14 protein-coding genes and 1 other RNA gene are annotated in these 16,598 nt (G+C 59.6%); 8 read left to right on the top strand and 7 right to left on the bottom strand.

Annotation, left to right across the window (positions count from 1 at the left end; translation table 11 throughout):
* Positions 1-5: 5 nt before the first annotated feature.
* A complete protein-coding gene (locus tag JIN78_RS02850) occupies positions 6-4,160 on the bottom strand; it encodes a ThuA domain-containing protein (protein WP_200390422.1) in 4,155 nt (1,384 codons plus the stop codon).
* Positions 4,161-4,348: 188 nt separating this feature from the next.
* On the opposite strand from JIN78_RS02850, the gene JIN78_RS02845 reads away from it, so the two are divergent.
* Positions 4,349-5,506, top strand: a complete 1,158-nt coding sequence (locus JIN78_RS02845) for a phospholipase D-like domain-containing protein (RefSeq protein WP_200390421.1) — start codon at positions 4,349-4,351, stop codon at positions 5,504-5,506.
* 18 nt (positions 5,507-5,524) lie between these two features.
* On the opposite strand, the gene JIN78_RS02840 is transcribed toward JIN78_RS02845, so the two are convergent.
* Together JIN78_RS02840 and JIN78_RS02835 are read right to left on the bottom strand one after the other, a co-directional pair.
* Positions 5,525-5,956, bottom strand: a complete 432-nt coding sequence (locus JIN78_RS02840) for a hypothetical protein (RefSeq protein WP_200390420.1) — start codon at positions 5,954-5,956, stop codon at positions 5,525-5,527.
* A 4-nt stretch (positions 5,957-5,960) separates the two neighbouring features.
* The gene (locus tag JIN78_RS02835) at positions 5,961-7,178 is read right to left on the bottom strand and encodes a hypothetical protein (protein WP_200390419.1); all 1,218 of its coding nucleotides are present in this window, start codon (positions 7,176-7,178) and stop codon (positions 5,961-5,963) included.
* Between the two features lie 198 nt (positions 7,179-7,376).
* Here JIN78_RS02835 and JIN78_RS02830 point away from each other — a divergent pair, with 198 nt between their 5' ends.
* Entirely contained in the window at positions 7,377-8,708 is a 1,332-nt protein-coding gene (locus JIN78_RS02830) for a right-handed parallel beta-helix repeat-containing protein (protein WP_200390418.1), read from the top strand.
* On the opposite strand, the gene JIN78_RS02825 is transcribed toward JIN78_RS02830, so the two are convergent.
* On the bottom strand, positions 8,705-9,424 hold the full coding sequence (locus JIN78_RS02825) for a uracil-DNA glycosylase family protein (RefSeq protein ID WP_200390417.1): 720 nt from the start codon (positions 9,422-9,424) through the stop codon (positions 8,705-8,707). The two genes, JIN78_RS02830 and JIN78_RS02825, sit on opposite strands and share 4 nt — an antisense overlap.
* Positions 9,425-9,497: 73 nt before the next feature.
* Positions 9,498-9,968, bottom strand: coding sequence for a MauE/DoxX family redox-associated membrane protein (locus JIN78_RS02820; RefSeq protein ID WP_200390416.1), 471 nt, complete (start codon positions 9,966-9,968; stop codon positions 9,498-9,500).
* 117 nt (positions 9,969-10,085) lie between these two features.
* Between JIN78_RS02820 and ffs the strand changes: the two genes are divergently transcribed.
* From ffs to JIN78_RS02805, 3 genes are all read left to right on the top strand, one after another.
* Positions 10,086-10,180, top strand: an RNA gene (ffs, locus tag JIN78_RS02815) — signal recognition particle sRNA small type.
* A 277-nt stretch (positions 10,181-10,457) separates the two neighbouring features.
* Complete coding sequence (locus JIN78_RS02810) at positions 10,458-11,312, top strand: hypothetical protein (protein ID WP_200390415.1); 855 nt, start codon at positions 10,458-10,460, stop codon at positions 11,310-11,312.
* A gap of 27 nt (positions 11,313-11,339) precedes the next feature.
* Positions 11,340-11,510, top strand: coding sequence for a hypothetical protein (locus tag JIN78_RS02805; RefSeq protein ID WP_200390414.1), 171 nt, complete (start codon positions 11,340-11,342; stop codon positions 11,508-11,510).
* A 21-nt stretch (positions 11,511-11,531) separates the two neighbouring features.
* Here JIN78_RS02805 and JIN78_RS02800 read toward each other — a convergent pair whose 3' ends face one another.
* Complete coding sequence (locus JIN78_RS02800; RefSeq protein WP_200390413.1) at positions 11,532-12,629, bottom strand: hypothetical protein; 1,098 nt, start codon at positions 12,627-12,629, stop codon at positions 11,532-11,534.
* Between the two features lie 78 nt (positions 12,630-12,707).
* Here JIN78_RS02800 and JIN78_RS02795 point away from each other — a divergent pair, with 78 nt between their 5' ends.
* The 3 genes from JIN78_RS02795 (at position 12,708) to JIN78_RS02785 (ending at position 15,760) form a co-directional block, all read left to right on the top strand.
* Positions 12,708-13,823 (top strand): MGDG synthase family glycosyltransferase, encoded by a 1,116-nt coding sequence (locus tag JIN78_RS02795; protein WP_200390412.1) that lies wholly within the window; start codon positions 12,708-12,710, stop codon positions 13,821-13,823.
* Positions 13,823-14,425 carry an HAD family hydrolase gene (locus JIN78_RS02790; RefSeq protein ID WP_200390411.1) on the top strand — a complete coding sequence of 201 codons (603 nt, stop codon included), beginning with the start codon at positions 13,823-13,825 and terminating at the stop codon, positions 14,423-14,425. Before JIN78_RS02795 ends, JIN78_RS02790 begins: the two co-directional genes overlap by 1 nt.
* Before the next feature lie 174 nt (positions 14,426-14,599).
* Positions 14,600-15,760 carry a GAF domain-containing sensor histidine kinase gene (locus JIN78_RS02785; RefSeq protein WP_200390410.1) on the top strand — a complete coding sequence of 387 codons (1,161 nt, stop codon included), beginning with the start codon at positions 14,600-14,602 and terminating at the stop codon, positions 15,758-15,760.
* Position 15,761: 1 nt separating this feature from the next.
* Here JIN78_RS02785 and JIN78_RS02780 read toward each other — a convergent pair whose 3' ends face one another.
* Complete coding sequence (locus JIN78_RS02780; protein ID WP_200390409.1) at positions 15,762-16,529, bottom strand: hypothetical protein; 768 nt, start codon at positions 16,527-16,529, stop codon at positions 15,762-15,764.
* Between the last annotated feature and the right edge of the window lie 69 nt (positions 16,530-16,598).

Here is a 16,598-nt window from a genome sequence, read left to right as displayed (position 1 = left end):
CCCGGCTAGTTTTGGGTGCCATCCGTGGCTTCGGGCGAGAGGCGGAGGAAAAGGCGCGCGGGAGCTTCCGCGGGCAGGGTCTCGAGGGGCATTTCGAAAGCGGTTTCAGTGACTGGCCAATCTGCTGCTTTCAGCACTCCCTGGTCCTGCCAGTCCGTCAAATCCACCGAGACCCAGACGCGATAGGAGCGGCCGGGCACCGATTGGAAGGTGGCCCAGACCGTTTCTCCCTCTCCGGGCCGGCATTCGCTGACTACCACCCGGCTGTTGGCATCCAGGGGGTCGGTGCCAAAGGCCCGTTCACTCTCGTCGGCGAGCCCATCCTGATCCCTGTCGCGACCAGTTCCCAAATCTTGGAGATCAGTGGTGAAGGCCAATTCCCAGGCATCGGGGAGTCCGTCGCCATCGCTATCGGGGTCCACGCTTTCGGCATCGGTGGAGAAGGTGATGGCGAAGTAGTAGTCGCGGCCAAAGCTGGTGTAGATGGAGTCGCCAAATTGGGGGGACTGCCCGACGGTGACCGTTCCCGATTGATGATTGCCGGGACCCCCGGAATAGTGGATTTCATCTAAGTCTGTGCCCGAGGAGTAGGCAATCGCACCTGGCTGGGACCCGCCACTGCCATCGGCTCGGGCGTCCAGAAAACCGGGCGCGATGGTTTCCCCGGGGGCGAGGATGAGAGAAGCCCCTCCGACCGCGAAGGAGACATTGTTCTCTCCCGGAGAATAACCGTTGCGGCTCGTGCCTACGGCGAGCACCGTAAAGTCGTTGTCGCCATTGACCCGGACGATGAAGGGGGTGAGGGGATCAGTGACTTGGGCAGCATGGAAGAGGAAGCCTTCCAAGGTGATTTCCAGATCGTGCAGGGTGTCATTGGTGAAGGTGTCGCTTTCATTGATTACCATATTGCTGTGCCAGGTATCAACGCGGTCGGACTGGTCGATGGGGTTGCCCAGGCTGCCCTCGTTGGGGGCGCTGTGGGTGTAGGCATCCGCATCCAGACCTAGGATCCAATTGGCCACTCGCGCCACCGCCTCTTCGTCGACGAGACCTTTGGCCAAGGGCGGCATGGCCAGTCCATCAGAGAGGGAATTGAGGCGGTGGAAGAGAACGGACTGTTGGAGAAAACCGGGGGAAATCACCACAGCGGGATCCAGCCCCAGGGCGTCGAGAAGCTCTCCCCGCATCAATCCCTGGGCGGTGAGAGGCGTGGTCAGGCGGGCGTCGAAGAGGGCACGCGTGCCCCCGGGGTGGTGGCAGTGGGAGCAATTGGCATCGAGGTAGGAACGGGCGTAATGCGCATCGCTGAGGGTGTTTTCCCTTTGTGCCGAGGTGACCGAGTTTCGGAGGGAAATCTCCGAATGATTACTGGAGAGGAGCCCCAATTTGGAAAGGGTTTCGATCTGATTGGCCACGCGGCCCGTTTTTTCATAGTGGAAGAGCCGGTTGAGTTGTCGGGTTTTGAGCCCCAGCACGTAGCCTGCCGATTCGGTGTGGCAGAGATTGCACTGATTGCGGGCGGGGAAGTAATAGGGGAAACTTTCGCTGCCGAAGGTGAGGGTTTCATAGGAACCTTCTTCCAAGAGGTCGGCCTCGCTTTGGTCCGCGCGCCAACGGTAGGTTACTCCGCCCCAAGCCCCGTCCGTGCCGTGGATGAGGACTCGGGTTTCCAGCTTCTCGTCGGTATCGGGGTGGTTGAATTGTTTCACTAGCACGGAGCCGACCGGCAAATGCCAGCTCTCTTCCTCCGAGTAGGTGATTTGTTCGCCCGCGGTGTCCGGATGGCCATCGTTGGGGATCATCAGCCAGCGTTGTTTCCCCGCTCCGGCAGTCCAGAGCGGCATGTTGACGGTGTAGGGAATGAGGCCCGCAGTCGGCGTGAGGGTGGCCAGATCGGTGAAGAGCCCGGTGGCGGAGAGAGTAGACGGGAAGATCGACCGATCCACCACCTCGGGTTGGGGGAGCAGGCGGGAGATGGAGCCTCCGCCGATGGCCCCTCCGCCCAGTTGGAGGGCAAAGAGCTCTCCTTGCGCATTGTGGCCAAAGGAGGAAAGCCCGTCAAAAAGGCTGCCCCCGCGGCCCTGTCCGATTTCTTCCACTGTCAGGGTGGTGCGGGTGATGGGATCGTAGTCGAGGGCATAGATTTTTTGGGTGCCATTGTCGCCAAAGAGGTATTTCCCCCGGAGGCCGGGCAAGAGATTTCCCCGGTAGACTTGGCCGCCGATCACGCAGTTGCCCACCCCACGCCCGTAATCGTGCACCGGCTCCCTTTCCGTGCCGAGGTAGGGCTGCGGGCGGGGCCGGTAGCCCTCGGTGAGCCCTTCGCGATAGTTCCATTGAAAGTTCAGTCCGGGCGCGTCCACCACATCAATTTCTTCCCGGCGTCCGCTGCCCACATCCCCGATCCAGAAGAGGCCACTTTCCGGGTCGAAGCTCATGCGGTGGGGTTGACGCAGCCCGATGGCGTAGAATTCCTCCAAAGTCGCACCACTCTCGTCGATCCAGGGATTGTCGGAGGGGATGTAATAGCCTTGCGTGTAGGAGTTGTGACTCGGCTCCGCCCTGCGGGGTTGTCGACGGATGGGGTGACTGATTTCGCCGCCCTGTTGATCGACATCCAAGCGCCAAATCCCCGACCGGGCGCGGTCATTGAGGGTTTGTGTGTGCGCATTGGCGGCCGCATTTTGGCTCCCTTCGTCCCCGAAGGCGAGATAGAGGAAGCCGTCATCGCCAAAGGCCATGCCTCCGCCGTCGTGGCCCTTGTAGGTGTCATACTGGTTAATCAGGATGAGCTCGCTTTCCGCATCGAAGGAGTTTTCCGCAGTATTCCAAGTGAATCGTGCGAGGCGGTCGTAGTAGGGAGGCTGCGCGGTTTCGTGGTCGTTTTCGTTGAAAAGATAGAAGAGATAAATGAAGTCCTTGCCCTCTCCGTGGCCGAAGCGGGGGTGGAAGACAAAAGTTTGTAGCCCCCCGTGCTTGGAAGAGCTGTCGTTTGTGTTCCAATTGTAATACCAAGCCCGATCCCGGATATCGAGGAGGAGTTCCCGCTCAGTAGTCTCGTCGTCATCTTGCAGCCGATAGAGTCGGCCATCGAGCTCGGCTACCACCACCTGATCGTCCGCTTGTGGCCACGGTTTGAGGTCCACCGGGGAGTCCCACGACAGCAAGGGAAAGGCTTCCCGCAGCTGGACATTGGCGGAGGCCCGCGACTCCTCCGGCAGGAGTCCGTTATTGAAGGGTGCCACCGCCTCGACCTCGTCAAGACCGGAGACCCCCACCTCGTAGGCACGGAGAGAGGGCCCTGTGGTGCCGGGAAAGTCGGCGGGCACCTCTTGACCCGGATCCCGCTTGGCCAACCACTTGAGAGCCCGCACCATCAGCGTCTGGAAGGCCGCGCAGCGAGTGCCGGTGGGCTCGGCCTGGTTGGCCCAGACATGGCCCAAACTGGAGGCATAGCATCGTCCTTCTCCATAGCGGGTGACCCATTCCATGGGAAATTGCAGCCCGGTGTCCGGATCCTTGGCATAGGAAATCACCGTCACGTTCTCGACGGGACCACGCGCATAGCGGTAAATCTCGGTATCAGCAGTGATCCAGCTTTGGGGAAGTCCGGCATGGATGGGGTGGTTGCCCAGTTTTTTCACCAAGGCATTGACGCGTGCTCCATGCCCAGTGTTTTGCCCATCTCCGGGACCCAGGATGCGCAAGGATTCGTCGGGCTCGATGATCACAGCGGAGCCAAAGTTCACGCCCCGCCAGCCCAAGCCGATCATCTTGTTGTATTCGTCCCATTCCGCAAAGGAGTTGTTCGCTTCGTGATAGGCAAAGAATCCGCCCCCGCTGGCGAGGTAGTTTTCGAAGTCCGTTTTCACCTCCTCCGGCCATTGGGGTTTACCTCCCAGATTGTTGTAGCCAGACATGACCACATCGTAGTTGGCGAATTCCGGCCGCCAATCCTCCCAAGCGGGATCCCCCGCCGTGGAGGGTGAGATGCTGAAGCTCACTTCGAAGGACCCCTCCCGAGCCAAGATGGCGCGGACAATTTCCAAGCGGTGTTCCCAGTCATGATTGGTCACGCCCTCCACAATCAGGAGTTTGATTTTCTCGTTGGCGGACAGTGACAAGGAAAGGAGTGTCAAGAGGAGGAAGATGAGTTTCATAGAAAGTCGATCAATTGATGATAAGAAAACGTGTAGACCTTCGACAAGGCGGGAATCCTTGGGAACGGCTCCAAGGAAAATGACTTCTCGTTGACTTTCATCTATAAAGAACTCTTGGGGAGATTGTTAAGGGGGAAAGGGGCAATCGTCAGTTGCAACTGCGCCCAGGTGCGCCATTCTGGAGGACGATGGTGTCCAAGAACCAACCGGAAGCGGTCGATGCGCGGGGAAATCCCGATTTTCCCCAGCGGGAGGACAATTCCCTGCGCTTGCTCATCAATGGCGAGGAGATCTTTCCCGCCATGCTGCAGGCTATCCGCGAGGCCCGTTACTCGGTGAATCTGGAAACCTTTGTCTACTGGTCGGGCGAAATTGCGGAGGAGTTCGCGGACAGTCTCGCCGACGCCGCCAGGCGGGGGGTGGCGGTGCGGGTGGTGCTCGATTGGTTCGGCTCGCAGGACATGAGCGAGGAGTTGATCGAGAACATGAGCGAGGCAGGGGTGGCGGTGCGGCATTTCCGTCCTCTGCAATGGTTCAATCTGAGGCGCTCCAACCGGCGCTCCCATCGCAAGCTTCTGGTGGTGGATGGGAGGATCGGGTTCACCGGTGGGGTCGGCATTGCCGAGGAGTGGACCGGAGATGCTGAAGACAGCGAGCACTTTCGCGACAACCACTACCAAGTGCGCGGGCCGGTGGTCGGGGACTTGCAGCGCCTCTTCTTTGCCCATTGGGAGCCCGATGATGTGCCGGAGGACGATGACGACGCTTTTTTTCCGGTTTTGGCGAAAGAGGGAGAGGTGACATGCCGTCTCATTGCCGCCGAACCAACGGAGGAGAGCAACGAAATCGAGCGGCTCTACCTTCAACTGCTGCAGGAAGCCCGGACTCGTTTCTACGCGGTGGCTCCTTACTTCGCGCCCAGCGATCGTCTGCTGGCCGCTCTCGCGGAGGCGGCGGAGCGGGGTGTCGAGGTCGTGATCATCGCGGCGGGGAGAAACAACGACAAGCGGGTCGTCCGCAAGGCCTTCCGCAATGACTGGGGCGTTCTTTTACAGGCCGGGGTGCGCATCTTCGAGTATCACCGCACCTTGATTCACGTCAAAATGCTGCTCGTCGATGAGGACCGGGTGCTTGTGGGTTCGGCCAATTTCGATGTCCGCTCTCTGCGCATCAACAGCGAGGCCAGTTTGCTCATCGAGAACCGGGCCTGGGCCGAGAAGCACGAAGAAGTCTTTCTCGCTGATCGGGCAGACTGCGAAGAAGCCACTTACGAGGAGTGGCAAAACCGTTCCTGGAGCACCAAGACCAAAGATCGCCTCTCTCACCTGCTGCGGGATTTTTTGTAGGTAAGGCTTGGGAAAAACTCAGATCTTCACCACCTCGACCGGGTAGTGGAAGCGGATGAGGGCTTCGCGGAATTGTTCGCTATTGCCGAGGGTGCCACGCGGGATCTGCAGGATGTCGCCGTTGGTTTTGACGAGGGCAATGGGACTGCTCGACCCATCGGGCAGGAGAATGCGGGCGAGGTCCTCGCGGGCTACTTTGGCGGATTCGTCGGGAGACTGGTAAAGGATGGCGTTAGGGCCGACTGTGGAGGTCCAACGGCTTTCCCAGCGGGTCAGTTGTCTGAAGTTGACGGTTAAGAGAAAAACTGCCGCGTAGGGAGCAAAGTTGTGATCGGACTCTCCGAAGGTGAGTTGAGAGAAAGCGAGAAGGAGGATGAGGAGAAGAGTCAGCCCGTTGTGCAACCAGTGGCGTCGCACTTTGGAGTAATGATAAACGCTCTCTTCCGACATGGTCTCAGAAATAGAAGGTTAGGTTCATTTCCAGCTGACGGCCATCGAGTTCGCTTTTCATCTCGTCGGGCATGGCGGGAATTTTGGCCTTTTTGATGGCCATCATGGTGAAGCCTTCCTGGATGGCTCCGCCCGCGATGCGGGAATCGAAGCGAAAGCCCGTCACTTTACCAGTGTCGTCCAGCACGAAGCTAACGGCGAGGACTCCGGGGAGGATGTGTTCGCGGCGGAGAATGCATTCGCGTTGCCAGGCTTTTTCGATCTCGCGGTTCACTTGGGCGAGGAAGCGGCCTTTGACGGTGGCCTCCACTGCCAGGGAATTTTCGCCTTTGCGGCCGATGGAGCCACTGACGCGGGTTTTTTGTGCTTCGCGGTCGAAGCCGCCTTCCAAGCCCCGATCTCCGCTCACTCCGCCTGCATTCTGGGCAACGGCGGGCTGGGGTTTGGGCAGGGTTTCTTCGACGGGTTCGCGCACGTCCTCTTCTTCGGGCGTTTCTTCCTCCAGGGGGACCGGGAGGCTTTCGTCCAGCGCAAGCAATTCGCGGGCTTTGGCTTGGGCCTTTTCCAAGCGCTCTTCCGCCGTTTCCTCTGCCAGGGGGTCTTGTTCCACGGGTTCGTCGGGTAGTTCGGCGAGGGTTTCCTCGCGAGGTTCGGGGGCTTCCGTTGGCTCTTGCGGCGGGGAGTTTTCGGTGGTGAGGGCGGTCTCGGAGAGAGGAAGGGGTTCGCCCGGAGTGCCCGGAGCCCCTTCTTCCTCGCCATCGGCAAAGTCGGAGTCCACCAGCTCCAGATCGTTAGCGCTGCGGGGATCGGCACCGTCTTGGGTCGGCACCTCAAGGCCGTTGTCCACGATTTCACCCGAGTTGGCAGCGGCGGTATCGCGCTCGCCGAAGTATCGGGGGCTCTCCACCGGCGATGCGCTTTCCTGCGTGGGTTGGGTGTGGGCAAAGCTCTTTTCGGGCGGCTCCGGTTCGGGGGCCGGCTCCGGCTCGGGAGTTGCCTCAAAGGCTTCTTGCAAAGTTTCCAGCCGTTCTGCGGTGAGCGCCATCACCGGGGCGTCGTCCGCGATTTCGGCTTTTTCTTCTGAGGCGAGGCTGCGATCGAAGAACTCTTGGGCGAGGAGGATGATCCAGATGAGGGCCAGCAAGAAATGCACTGCGAGGGAGACCAGGAGGGCCTGGGTCCACTCGGGAGGGCGGGTTCTGCGGGCGGCGTAGCTGTTCATCGGTGGCCTCGGGAGGCTTTTACCATGGCACGGATGAATTTTTCAGCCAGAAAAAGCGGGGAGTGAAGGGGAAAGGAAGGCGGGCGGTCCCTGGGGAGGCAGGAGGTTTGTGGTGATAGGGAAGGGGCCTTGGAGACGTTACTGGCCAGCGTGATGAGAAATTTTGGGGACCGAAGGGGGCGATTTGCCCCGGGGCTGATGGCGGGGTTGGTGGCTTGGCTGCTCGGAGGATTTTTTCTTTTGGCGGAAGAAGTTCATGAGGTCTCGGATCTGGATGCCCTGCTGGCTTTGGCGGAAAAGGATGACCAAACTGTTCGCCTGGCGCCCGGGCGTTACCGATTGTCCGACTATGCTACCGAGGAGCGCTTGCAACAGTGGCGGCGGGAGGGGCGTTCCTCGTTTTTTCGCTTCAGCGGGGATCGCAATCGTTTCTTGCTCGAGGGCGTGGTCTTGATTTGGGAGACCGGACTGCGGGAAAAGCTGCGGCCCCGGATTCATGCCAGCGAGATCGAGGTGAGTGGTTCGGGCAATCTCTTTCGGGGTTGGCAGATTCTTTGCGAAGGCGAGGGCACCTCGCCGGGAGGGCAGTTGCTGGCGCTCAGCGGGGAGGGCAACCATTTGCAGGATTGTCGCTTCGAGGTGCGGGGCTCGACCCCCTACGGCTATGGCGATAGCTTTGGCAAAGGAGGCTCTCCCGTTATCGGCCATCGCAAGCACAGCGGGGTCCTGATTACGGGAAATGGCAATCGCTTGAGCGACTGTCATCTCGTGATGCGCTCTTTCGGGCACGGCTATTTTATCCAAAAGACGGCTTCCAATCTGGTGTTTGAGAATTGTGTGGTGGAGGGGGAGGTGCGAAGCACGGACGAGATGTTGGCGGAAAAGTCGGGAGCGGCTTTCGAGAAAGGTTTCCGCACTGTTTTTCGCAATCGCAATGGGGAGCATCGCTTGCTTCCGGGCTACACCAAGAGTCTTTGTGAGGATGGTTTTCGCACCTACGGGGAGCATCAGAATCTGGTCTTTCGCAATTGTGAGGCGCGCCACATGCGGAGCGGCTTCGAGCTGCGCACCGAGGGCTCGGTGCAGGTGGAGAACTGTCGCGCAGTGGCTTGTGAGCGGGGGTTCTGGGTGGGGACGAGGACGGTGATGCGTGCCTGCGAGGCGGAAGCCCGATATGGTCCCGCCCTGTTTCTGGAAGGTGAGAACGCGGATCTGGAGTTGACCGTGCACGTCCCGCGTTCCGGGCGTGTGGTCCATGGGCTGGCCATGATCTCGGGCCGGGAGCACCGGGTGCGTCTGTTGCCGGGAATCCTTGAGCGAGAACTGCCCGTTTGGTTGGGCTTTGGCATCCCGGGAGCAGGGGAGGGCCAAGTCGCCTTTTCCCCCCGCCGGGCTGAGAAAGTGAAGTTGCGCAACGAAGCGAGCAGTCCCGTCGTCCTCAGTGCCGAGGCGCGGGGCTGCCGAGTCGAGAGCAAGGGTGCCATCACGGCCCGGAAGGGGGTGGACAACGAGGTGGAACGTCTTCCCTAGGAAACGATACCCAGCTCGCCCAGTTGACGCCAGGCGGTGCCCGCAAAGTCGCGGTTGGCGGCAGGGCTGGCCGGGGAGGGATGGAGGATGCGCCCGAAGGTGAACTCCTCCTTCCGCGTTCCGGCGGCCTCCGCCAGTTTTTTTTCGGCATAGGCTCCCACTCCGATGAGGAATTGGGGCTGCAGGAGCTCGATGAGGGTGCGCAGGTGGGCCTGGCAGTGCTCCTCCACCGGCGCGAGGGAGTCGGCGGGCAGTTTGTCGGGAGTGAGGTTGGCCCCGGTATCCTTCATCCAAACCAAGGGGCAATAATTGGCCACAAAATGGTCGGCGAAGAACTGGTCCGCCGTGCCGAATTTTTCGGCAAACAGGCCCCAGAGGCGGCGGCCGGAGACTTCCGAGCGCGGGCAGGCAAAGCCCGTGATGGGGCGTTTGGGGTGCTCCGGTTGGGGCTTGGCGACTGGACCCGAGATGCCCATCCAGTCGCGCACATGCTCGATTTCGCCAAAGGGAACCCCCGTTTGCGCCATGCCGTAGGGGCCGGGGTTCATACCTAGAAAAAGCACCCGCTTAGGGCCTTGGCCGTATTTTTGCAGATAGTCGCAGTGGCGGTCCCAAGCGTATTCCAGCGGATTGTAGGTGTAGGCCACGGGGTCGGGAAAGCTGAGCCCGCGCAGGTTCTGGCGCAGGCTGTCGGCAGCGGCGAGGAGGGCGTTCATGCTTCGGCCAGCAAGGCCTCGATTTAGCCTGGGAGCAAGTCGCATTTGAGGTGAGTCTCTTTCTCCCCCGGGCTCACTCCTCGGGGAGATGGAGCTTGCCGGGGCCGAAGACCTGGCCTTTGGCAGGGGTGCTGGAGTGACGGAGGAGAAGAAGGGTGAGGAGAAGCAGAAGGGCGTTGAGCCCGAGATGGAGGGGGAAATTGGTGGGCTCTTCGGAGGACCCGAAACAGCCGCAATTGATGTTGAGCCCGCGGGCGGCGGCGTGGCTCAGCGCCGCTATGAAGGCGAGAAGAAGGCCGCCGATAGTCACCAGGCCTCCACGCAGGCCCCAGCGACCCACGAGGACGACAAGGCCCGCGATGATCTCGAGCCAAACCACGAGGAGGGCGGTGTAAGCGTCGAAGGGGGGGAATAAAATTTGATAGTTAAAGACGTCCTCGGTGAAGGCATTGAGATCGCGTAACTTGAGCACTCCGGTGACCAGGAAAAAGAGGCCCAGTGCGATGCGTGAAAGGTGAGACAAAACCGTGAATTCCCTCGACATGGCGACAGGCTAGCAAAGGGCCGGGCCGGGAGCAAACGGGGAGACGGGATGGGGGGCGAATAGAAAAAAGGTAAAAAACCACTTTCCGGAAAGGAGGTTTGCGATTACCCCTTCCCTTGCCAGGGGCCGCGGAGTGTGGGCTGGTGAACCCGGTCAGGACGGAAACGTAGCAGCCGTAGCTTGTCCCCCATTGCCGCGGTCCTCTGGTTTTTCTCAAGCGAGGCCTCGGCAGGCCAGTTCTCCAAGCGAAATTTCTCTTTCGCTCCATTTGAACGAGAGCTCCTTTTTCCATTCTGCTGATTTTCTTGCCGGCAGGGGCTTGGTGTCGGCTAACCCTCTCTTTGTTAGAATTCTCCCCATTTTTTCGGACCTGACAAAATAGGAGGGGCTGGTTTTTCGATTCCTCCGCGCCAAAGGGAGTAAAGCGAAGTGCTGTTTTTTTAGCGAAAAAAATTGACGGGAGGTTGATTTGCTGGTTTTTTAGCACGCATGAAAATCACGAAGGAGGTTTGGCAGGATTTGGGGGCCTTTCTCATCATCGGGCTAGCCGTTTGGGCGGTGCTGGCGCTATCGAGTTGTTCCCAGCCGGGGGTGCCTCCCAGCCCTGTGGTGGCGAGTTCGCCTTTGCGGGAAACGGTGGGCTCGGGTGCGCGCGCGGAAGAATTGTCGAGCGCGGCGGCGGACCCCGGGTCTCGTCCTGGTCTTGGCACGGGGTGGGGGGAGCGCGTGGCTTCGTCCTTGGCCCGAACGTCTTTCGAGCGGGCTAGCGATCGGCCCTTGGGGGGAGTGGCGACGATTTTTTACAATGACGAGGCTGGCATCGAAGCCATGGCCGGGCGTCATAAGAACCGCACATCCGCCTTTCAGCAAGCGGCCAATGGCGCGGTGGAGTGGGGGGTGAAAAGTGGATGGGGGACGCCCCTTCATTACATGGCGGGGGCGAAGCGCTTTGTGGTGGGCAAGGAGGGGAAAAATTATTCGCTGGTCGTGCGCAATGCCAGTGAGAGTCGGCTGGAAGTGGTGCTCTCGGTGGACGGGCTCGACGTCATGGATGGCCGCCCCGCGAGCTTCAAGAAACGGGGCTACATTCTGGGCCCGGGCGAAAAAATCGAAGTGAAGGGGTTCCGCACCAGCTACGATGCGGTGGCGGCGTTCAAGTTTTCCACCGTGGCGGCGAGCTATGCCAATCTGCGCCACGGCCAGGCCCGCGATGTGGGGGTCATTGGGCTGGCGGTATTTACTGAGAAGGGTAGTCGCTTCGCTGGCTGGCTACCGGGGGGTGAGGTGGGGCGCCGTCAGGAGGCCCGGCCATTTGCGGAAGCACCCTTGCGCACGGCGCAATAGCTGCTAGGAGTTTCTTTTTCCAAACTGATGATGAAAGCACTAAAGACAGTAATCGCGTTGGCGGGTCTCGCCTTCGCCGCCGGGTTGATGAGCAGCTGCAGCCCCTATCAGGAGCCTGCTGGTTATGACAACACCGGGATGGCACCAGCCGTTCCCTCCTCCAATTACGGCGGAAGCTACCTCTCGCCCGTGAAGTAAGGATGCTGCCGGGGCGGGGGATTACTCCTCCGTCCCGGGCGCATCGGGCGCCTCGTCGATGTAGGCCCAACGGGGAGCGATGAATTTTTCGATCAGCACTCCGCGCTCGGAATCTCCTCCCGGGAGGAAGCGCACTTGGAGAAGGGCTGGCTCGGGTTTGATGATTTGCGAAGCCCGCGCTGCGCTACCCAGGAAGAGGGAGAGCTGTCGGCTCACTTTCGATCCAAGTTCGACGTAGCCAAAGAGGTATTCATCGCTGTCGCGGAAGGTGAGTTGCAAGCTCTTGTATTTCTCCGAGTCCTTGAACTCATAGACATAAAAATTGTCGGGAGTGACGAAGACGCGGAGAGTGACGGGCTCGGTGGGGCGTTGGGCGATGTATTCGGAAATATCCACCGGTTGATAGCAAACGTCGGATTCCCAGTCGATGCGGACCTGCAGGTCGTTGTCGATCTCGGCGAGGAAGACCCCCGAGCTACCGTCGTCGAAGCTCGCGGTGAGCACCACGAAGGTGCTGAATTCGATGGGAAGGGTGTATTGCTCTTTCAGTAAGGCCCCTTCGCGGACTTTGAATTCCTGTTGGGCGTAGTAGTCCCGCATGAGAGGCTCGACCCGCTCCGGGTGGCGACTAACTGCCAATTTTTCCTCAATCGTGCGGGCAGAAGTGTATTTCTCCAAGGCCGCCCCCAAATCGGCCACGAGGCGGCGAGCCTCTTCTTTTTCTTGTTCCGTGAACTGGATGCGCTCACGGGCGGACTCTTGCGACTGATAGCGGGAGGTGGAGTCGCGCCCACCGAGAGCGAGGAAAACGCCTGCTCCCAGAAGGGCGAGAAAGGCGATGACTGCGAGGGCAATGAAGGCGGGCGGGATGCGCAGGGGAGCCGCCGGGGTGTCGGTGAGGAGGACGTCTTCCAGCTCATCAGGAGCTTCCGCCAAGGGATCTTCATCTTCCCGTGCGATCTCCCGCTGCAGGGCTCCTTCTTCATTAGAGCGTTTGAACTGGGCCTTCTTCCGGGGTGGAGCGGGGACCGGGGAGCCGGTGGAACCCAAGCGGGTCACCTTGTCCTCATCGACCACACGTAGTTCCGGTTTATCCCCCTTTTTAGAATTTTTGTCCACGGGCGAAATGATGTCTGAAAAACTCGTGTAAGGCAACCCCGTCGCACTTTAGAAAAGGCATCTCCTTTGGGACCAAGAATGAAAGGGAAACCCCGTATACTGATCGTAACCGCTGGCTATGGCGAGGGCCACAATAGTGCCGCCCGGGGTCTTGCTCTGGCCCTGGAGGGCCGGGCCGAGGTCTCGGTCTTTGACCCCTGCGCCCAGGGAGCCCCCCGACTCAATGAAGTTCTCCGCCGTGGCTACCGGGCGATGACCACCTACTCTCCCACCATCTGGGACTGGGTCTATCGGGCGACCGAGCGCCGGGATTTCTCCAAAGAGACCTTCCATGTGATGAGAAAGCCTGAGGAAGCGCTCGCCCGGCAGGTGCAGGAGTTCGCCCCCGACGCCGTCGTCTCCACTTACCCCCTTTACCCTTATTTCGCCGAGCGATTGCGTCAGCGGGGCCGCTGGAAGGGAATGGTCTTCACCGTTGTGACCGATTCCATCGAAATCAACAATGCCTGGCTACAAGCACCCACCGATTACTGGCTCGTCACCGATGGACTGACCCGCCGGATGATGCAGGGGCGGGGCTTGCCCGAGGGACGCATCGTCGAAACCGGTTTTCCGGTCTCCCCCCTCTTCCCGACCTTGGAGCCCCTCACTTCCAAGTCGCCCACCGATCCCTTCCGCGTCTTGCACTTTGCCACCGCCCGAAAGCCTCAGATTCAGGCCGTTGGAGTGCCGGTGCTGGAGTGTGATAACACCCATCTGACCATGATTCTGGGTCGGAACGTGCGGCGGCTCTACCGCCCGGCCCAGGAGTTAAAGAAAAGATATCCCGGGCGGGTCAAGCTGGTGGGGTGGTCCCGGCAGATTCCAAATTATCTCTGCCGCCACCATCTCGCGATCGGAAAAGCCGGGGGAGCAACTGTCCATGAGAGTATTGCGGCCTCCACCCCCATGCTCATCCATCATCTCGTGCCTGGCCAAGAAGAGGGAAATCTGGCCTTGCTACGCTCCATGGGAGGGGGCGATTTGGCTGATAATCCCGCCCGCTTGCAAACGAAACTGCAAGAGCTCCTTGCAAATGACTGCAAGGAGTGGAAACGTTGGAAACGGAACCTGGCTAAATACTCCCGGCCGCATTCCGCTACCATAACGGCACAATTCGTGTTAGATAAACTGAGAGAGGAAAAGAATTTTTGATGAAGAAGGCGGCTTTGGTTGATATTGGTAATGTGATTCTCCATGTGAACTTCGAGGATTCCCTGCGGACATTGATTCCGCCGGAACTGGCTGACCCCGTGGGACGTATCAACTCTCTGCTGGAGAAGAAGGATGAGTTTGAGTCTGGCGCGATGGGCGATGAGGAGTTCATTGCCTGGGCCAGCAAAAAGCTCCGCTTCGAGGGTCCCAAGGAGGATTTTCTGGCCGCTTGGAACGACATTTTCACCCCCAATCTCCCCATGTGGGAGACGTTGCGCGAACTCAAGGCGCGCGGTTTCCAGCTCATTCTCTTCAGCAATACCAATCGGATGCACGCCGATTACTTTCTGAGCCATTTTGCGGAGGTCTTCGATCTTTTCGAGGGCCGTATATTCTCCTATGAGGTGGGTTGCGCCAAACCGGACCCCGCCATGTATCACAAGGCTATGGCCGCTTACGATCTGGAGCCGGAGAACACGCTTTATTTCGATGATTTGCCCGAAAATATCACCACCGGTCTCCAGATGGGCTTTCTTTCCTGGCGCTACAATGCCGATTGTCATGAGGCCTTGACCCGCTGGCTGGTGGAAACGCTGGACTGAAGATCGCCTTCCTCGGGGGGAGAGTCGGGCGAAAGGCTCCAATTGAGACGGTATTTGTCTTGAGGAGAGCGAGTTGTCCGTTTGAGGGTGAGCCCCCGGCAATTTTTTTAGCATGGGACTCGTCATGGGTCTTGCGCTGCACACGTCTTTCGGGCACAAGACGTTTCTTGTAGTATGGCGTTAGAGGGTAAAAAGATAGAAAACAAGCTAGCAAATTCGCTGTCGGATATTCTCGGCGAATTGGATAGCAGCGAGTTCGACCGAATCGCTCAGCTGGCCTCACGCGCGGTTCAGGTGCCGGTGAGCCTGGTGACGATAGTGGAAAGTGAGCGCCAATTCTTTATTGGGGCCTACGGGTTGGTCACTCCCTACTGCGAGACTCGGGAAACGCCCCTCAGCCATTCCTTCTGCCGCCGGGTGGTGGCCTCGCGGAATCCGGTGGTGGTGACCAATGCCCGGGAAGACAAGCGTTTTTGCGACAACCCGGCTATCGAAGACCTTGGAGTGGTGGCCTATCTGGGTTTTCCGCTCATGGATGGGGAAGGTCAGGTCCTCGGCGCCTTCTGTCTCATCGATACCGTGCCCCGTCATTGGTCGGATGATGAAGTGATGCTGGCTCGGGACTTTGCCGCTCTTTCCATGACCCAGATTCAGTTCGAGTCCGAGAGCGTGCGCCATCGCAATCTCATCGATGTCTTGACTCATGATTTGAAGACCCCCCTGTCTTCCCTGGACTTTTCGGCCCGCCTCCTGATGGAGCAGAGAGAGGAATTCAAACCGGAAACCGCTCCGCTGCTCGATTCGATGTTGGAGGCAACGGGTCAAGCTTTTGCCATGATTCAGCAGGCCGGCTTCCGACAAGAGAAGGCTCTCAAGAAATCCTCTTGTCGCCTGGGCGTGGTGCTGGATGTCGTTTTGGCGAGCCTGACCGAGACCGCGAAGGCCAAGGGCATTGCCATTTCGGTGAAAACCCTTTCCCAGCTGGAAGTCCCCTCGGTGGACGAGTGGCTTGTGGAGCGGGTGCTGGAGAATCTGGTCAGCAATGCCATCAAATATTCCCCCGTGGGGGGCCAGGTTTCCATCGAGATGGTCAAACGGGATCGGATGGCGGGCTTTCTCGTGCGTGACAGCGGTCCGGGCTTTAGCAAACGGGATATTCCGCGTCTCTATCAACGCTACTCGCAACTGACAGCCAAGCCCACCGGAGGGGAATCATCCAGTGGTCTGGGGCTTTCCATCGCCAAACGGCTGACGACCCAGACCGGAGGTCAGTTGGAGCTCATCAGCCAGCCGGGGGAAAGCGCATGCTTCGAGGTGCTCTTTCCCCAGTCTTGATTCACTCTGCTTCGGCAATATCGCGGAAGGGTTTCAGAAAAATGCGGCCTCCGGGGGAGCGCTGCGAGTAAAGGTGCACCAGGCGCTTGTCGCCGGGGTGGCTTAGCGAGCCAGAGTTGATGGAGGACCATTCTCCGTTTTCATCCTTTTCTTTCACCACCATGCTGGAGGAGTTGTTGGCCTTGGTCTTTTGCCCGGTGATGACGATGTGCGTCTGGGAGGCACAGTCGTAGGGGGTCTCTTCCAGCTCGATGCGCAGATCGCGGTCGGAGAGATTGAGGACGAGAGTGCCCCCCGGAGGGAAGGCTTGGGCGGAGTCGGGAAGGACGGCGACCGAGCCGGGGATTTCGGCCGGGCTCTCGACAACTTCTTCCGCAAGCCCCTCACTTTCTTGGCTTTCAGGCGTTTCTTCTTCGGTGAGGGGTTCCACTGCGACCGCTTCGTTCTCTTGAAAAATGAGGATGTAGGAGGGGGAGGCCTCCGTCACTTCCGCCCGGGCCAGGACTTTGCTCGCGTCCTCCACGCTGGCTGGATCGGCCTCGCTGGTGAAGACCCAGGACTTGCTCTCCACCCGGGCTGTTTCGAATTCGTGATTGAGGTAGGTCTTGATCGCGATGGGTTGGCCGGGCGCTTGCCCATTGCTGCTGTGGAGGAAGACCTCGCCCTGGGGAAATCCCCGGCTCACTGTGAGCGCTCGCAGTCGAATGTCGTTTGCCCAAGAGACAGAGGCGAGAGAGAGAAAGAGTAAGGCGAGGGAGGGGATTTTCATAACACTCGAGACTAAATCTTTCGTTCTCGTCTTGGAAAGGGGAAAATCCTTGGTTCGGAGATTTCCTGT

It is taken from the genome of Roseibacillus ishigakijimensis, assembly GCF_016595415.1.
In the GTDB taxonomy this organism is placed as follows: domain Bacteria; phylum Verrucomicrobiota; class Verrucomicrobiia; order Verrucomicrobiales; family Akkermansiaceae; genus Roseibacillus; species Roseibacillus ishigakijimensis.
The sequence above is the reverse complement of the archived record's forward strand: the minus strand, read 5'-3'. Positions and strand labels throughout refer to the sequence as shown.

What these genes read in the sequence shown, in the direction of transcription:
- JIN78_RS02850 (WP_200390422.1), bottom strand. Translation starts at nt 4,160, where the DNA reads ATGAAACTCATCTTCCTCCTCTTGACACTCCTTTCCTTGTCACTGTCC.
- JIN78_RS02845 (WP_200390421.1), top strand. Translation starts at nt 4,349, where the DNA reads ATGGTGTCCAAGAACCAACCGGAAGCGGTCGATGCGCGGGGAAATCCC.
- JIN78_RS02840 (WP_200390420.1), bottom strand. Translation starts at nt 5,956, where the DNA reads ATGTCGGAAGAGAGCGTTTATCATTACTCCAAAGTGCGACGCCACTGG.
- JIN78_RS02835 (WP_200390419.1), bottom strand. Translation starts at nt 7,178, where the DNA reads ATGAACAGCTACGCCGCCCGCAGAACCCGCCCTCCCGAGTGGACCCAG.
- JIN78_RS02830 (WP_200390418.1), top strand. Translation starts at nt 7,377, where the DNA reads ATGGCGGGGTTGGTGGCTTGGCTGCTCGGAGGATTTTTTCTTTTGGCG.
- JIN78_RS02825 (WP_200390417.1), bottom strand. Translation starts at nt 9,424, where the DNA reads ATGAACGCCCTCCTCGCCGCTGCCGACAGCCTGCGCCAGAACCTGCGC.
- JIN78_RS02820 (WP_200390416.1), bottom strand. Translation starts at nt 9,968, where the DNA reads ATGTCGAGGGAATTCACGGTTTTGTCTCACCTTTCACGCATCGCACTG.
- JIN78_RS02810 (WP_200390415.1), top strand. Translation starts at nt 10,458, where the DNA reads ATGAAAATCACGAAGGAGGTTTGGCAGGATTTGGGGGCCTTTCTCATC.
- JIN78_RS02805 (WP_200390414.1), top strand. Translation starts at nt 11,340, where the DNA reads ATGATGAAAGCACTAAAGACAGTAATCGCGTTGGCGGGTCTCGCCTTC.
- JIN78_RS02795 (WP_200390412.1), top strand. Translation starts at nt 12,708, where the DNA reads ATGAAAGGGAAACCCCGTATACTGATCGTAACCGCTGGCTATGGCGAG.
- JIN78_RS02790 (WP_200390411.1), top strand. Translation starts at nt 13,823, where the DNA reads ATGAAGAAGGCGGCTTTGGTTGATATTGGTAATGTGATTCTCCATGTG.
- JIN78_RS02785 (WP_200390410.1), top strand. Translation starts at nt 14,600, where the DNA reads ATGGCGTTAGAGGGTAAAAAGATAGAAAACAAGCTAGCAAATTCGCTG.
- JIN78_RS02780 (WP_200390409.1), bottom strand. Translation starts at nt 16,529, where the DNA reads ATGAAAATCCCCTCCCTCGCCTTACTCTTTCTCTCTCTCGCCTCTGTC.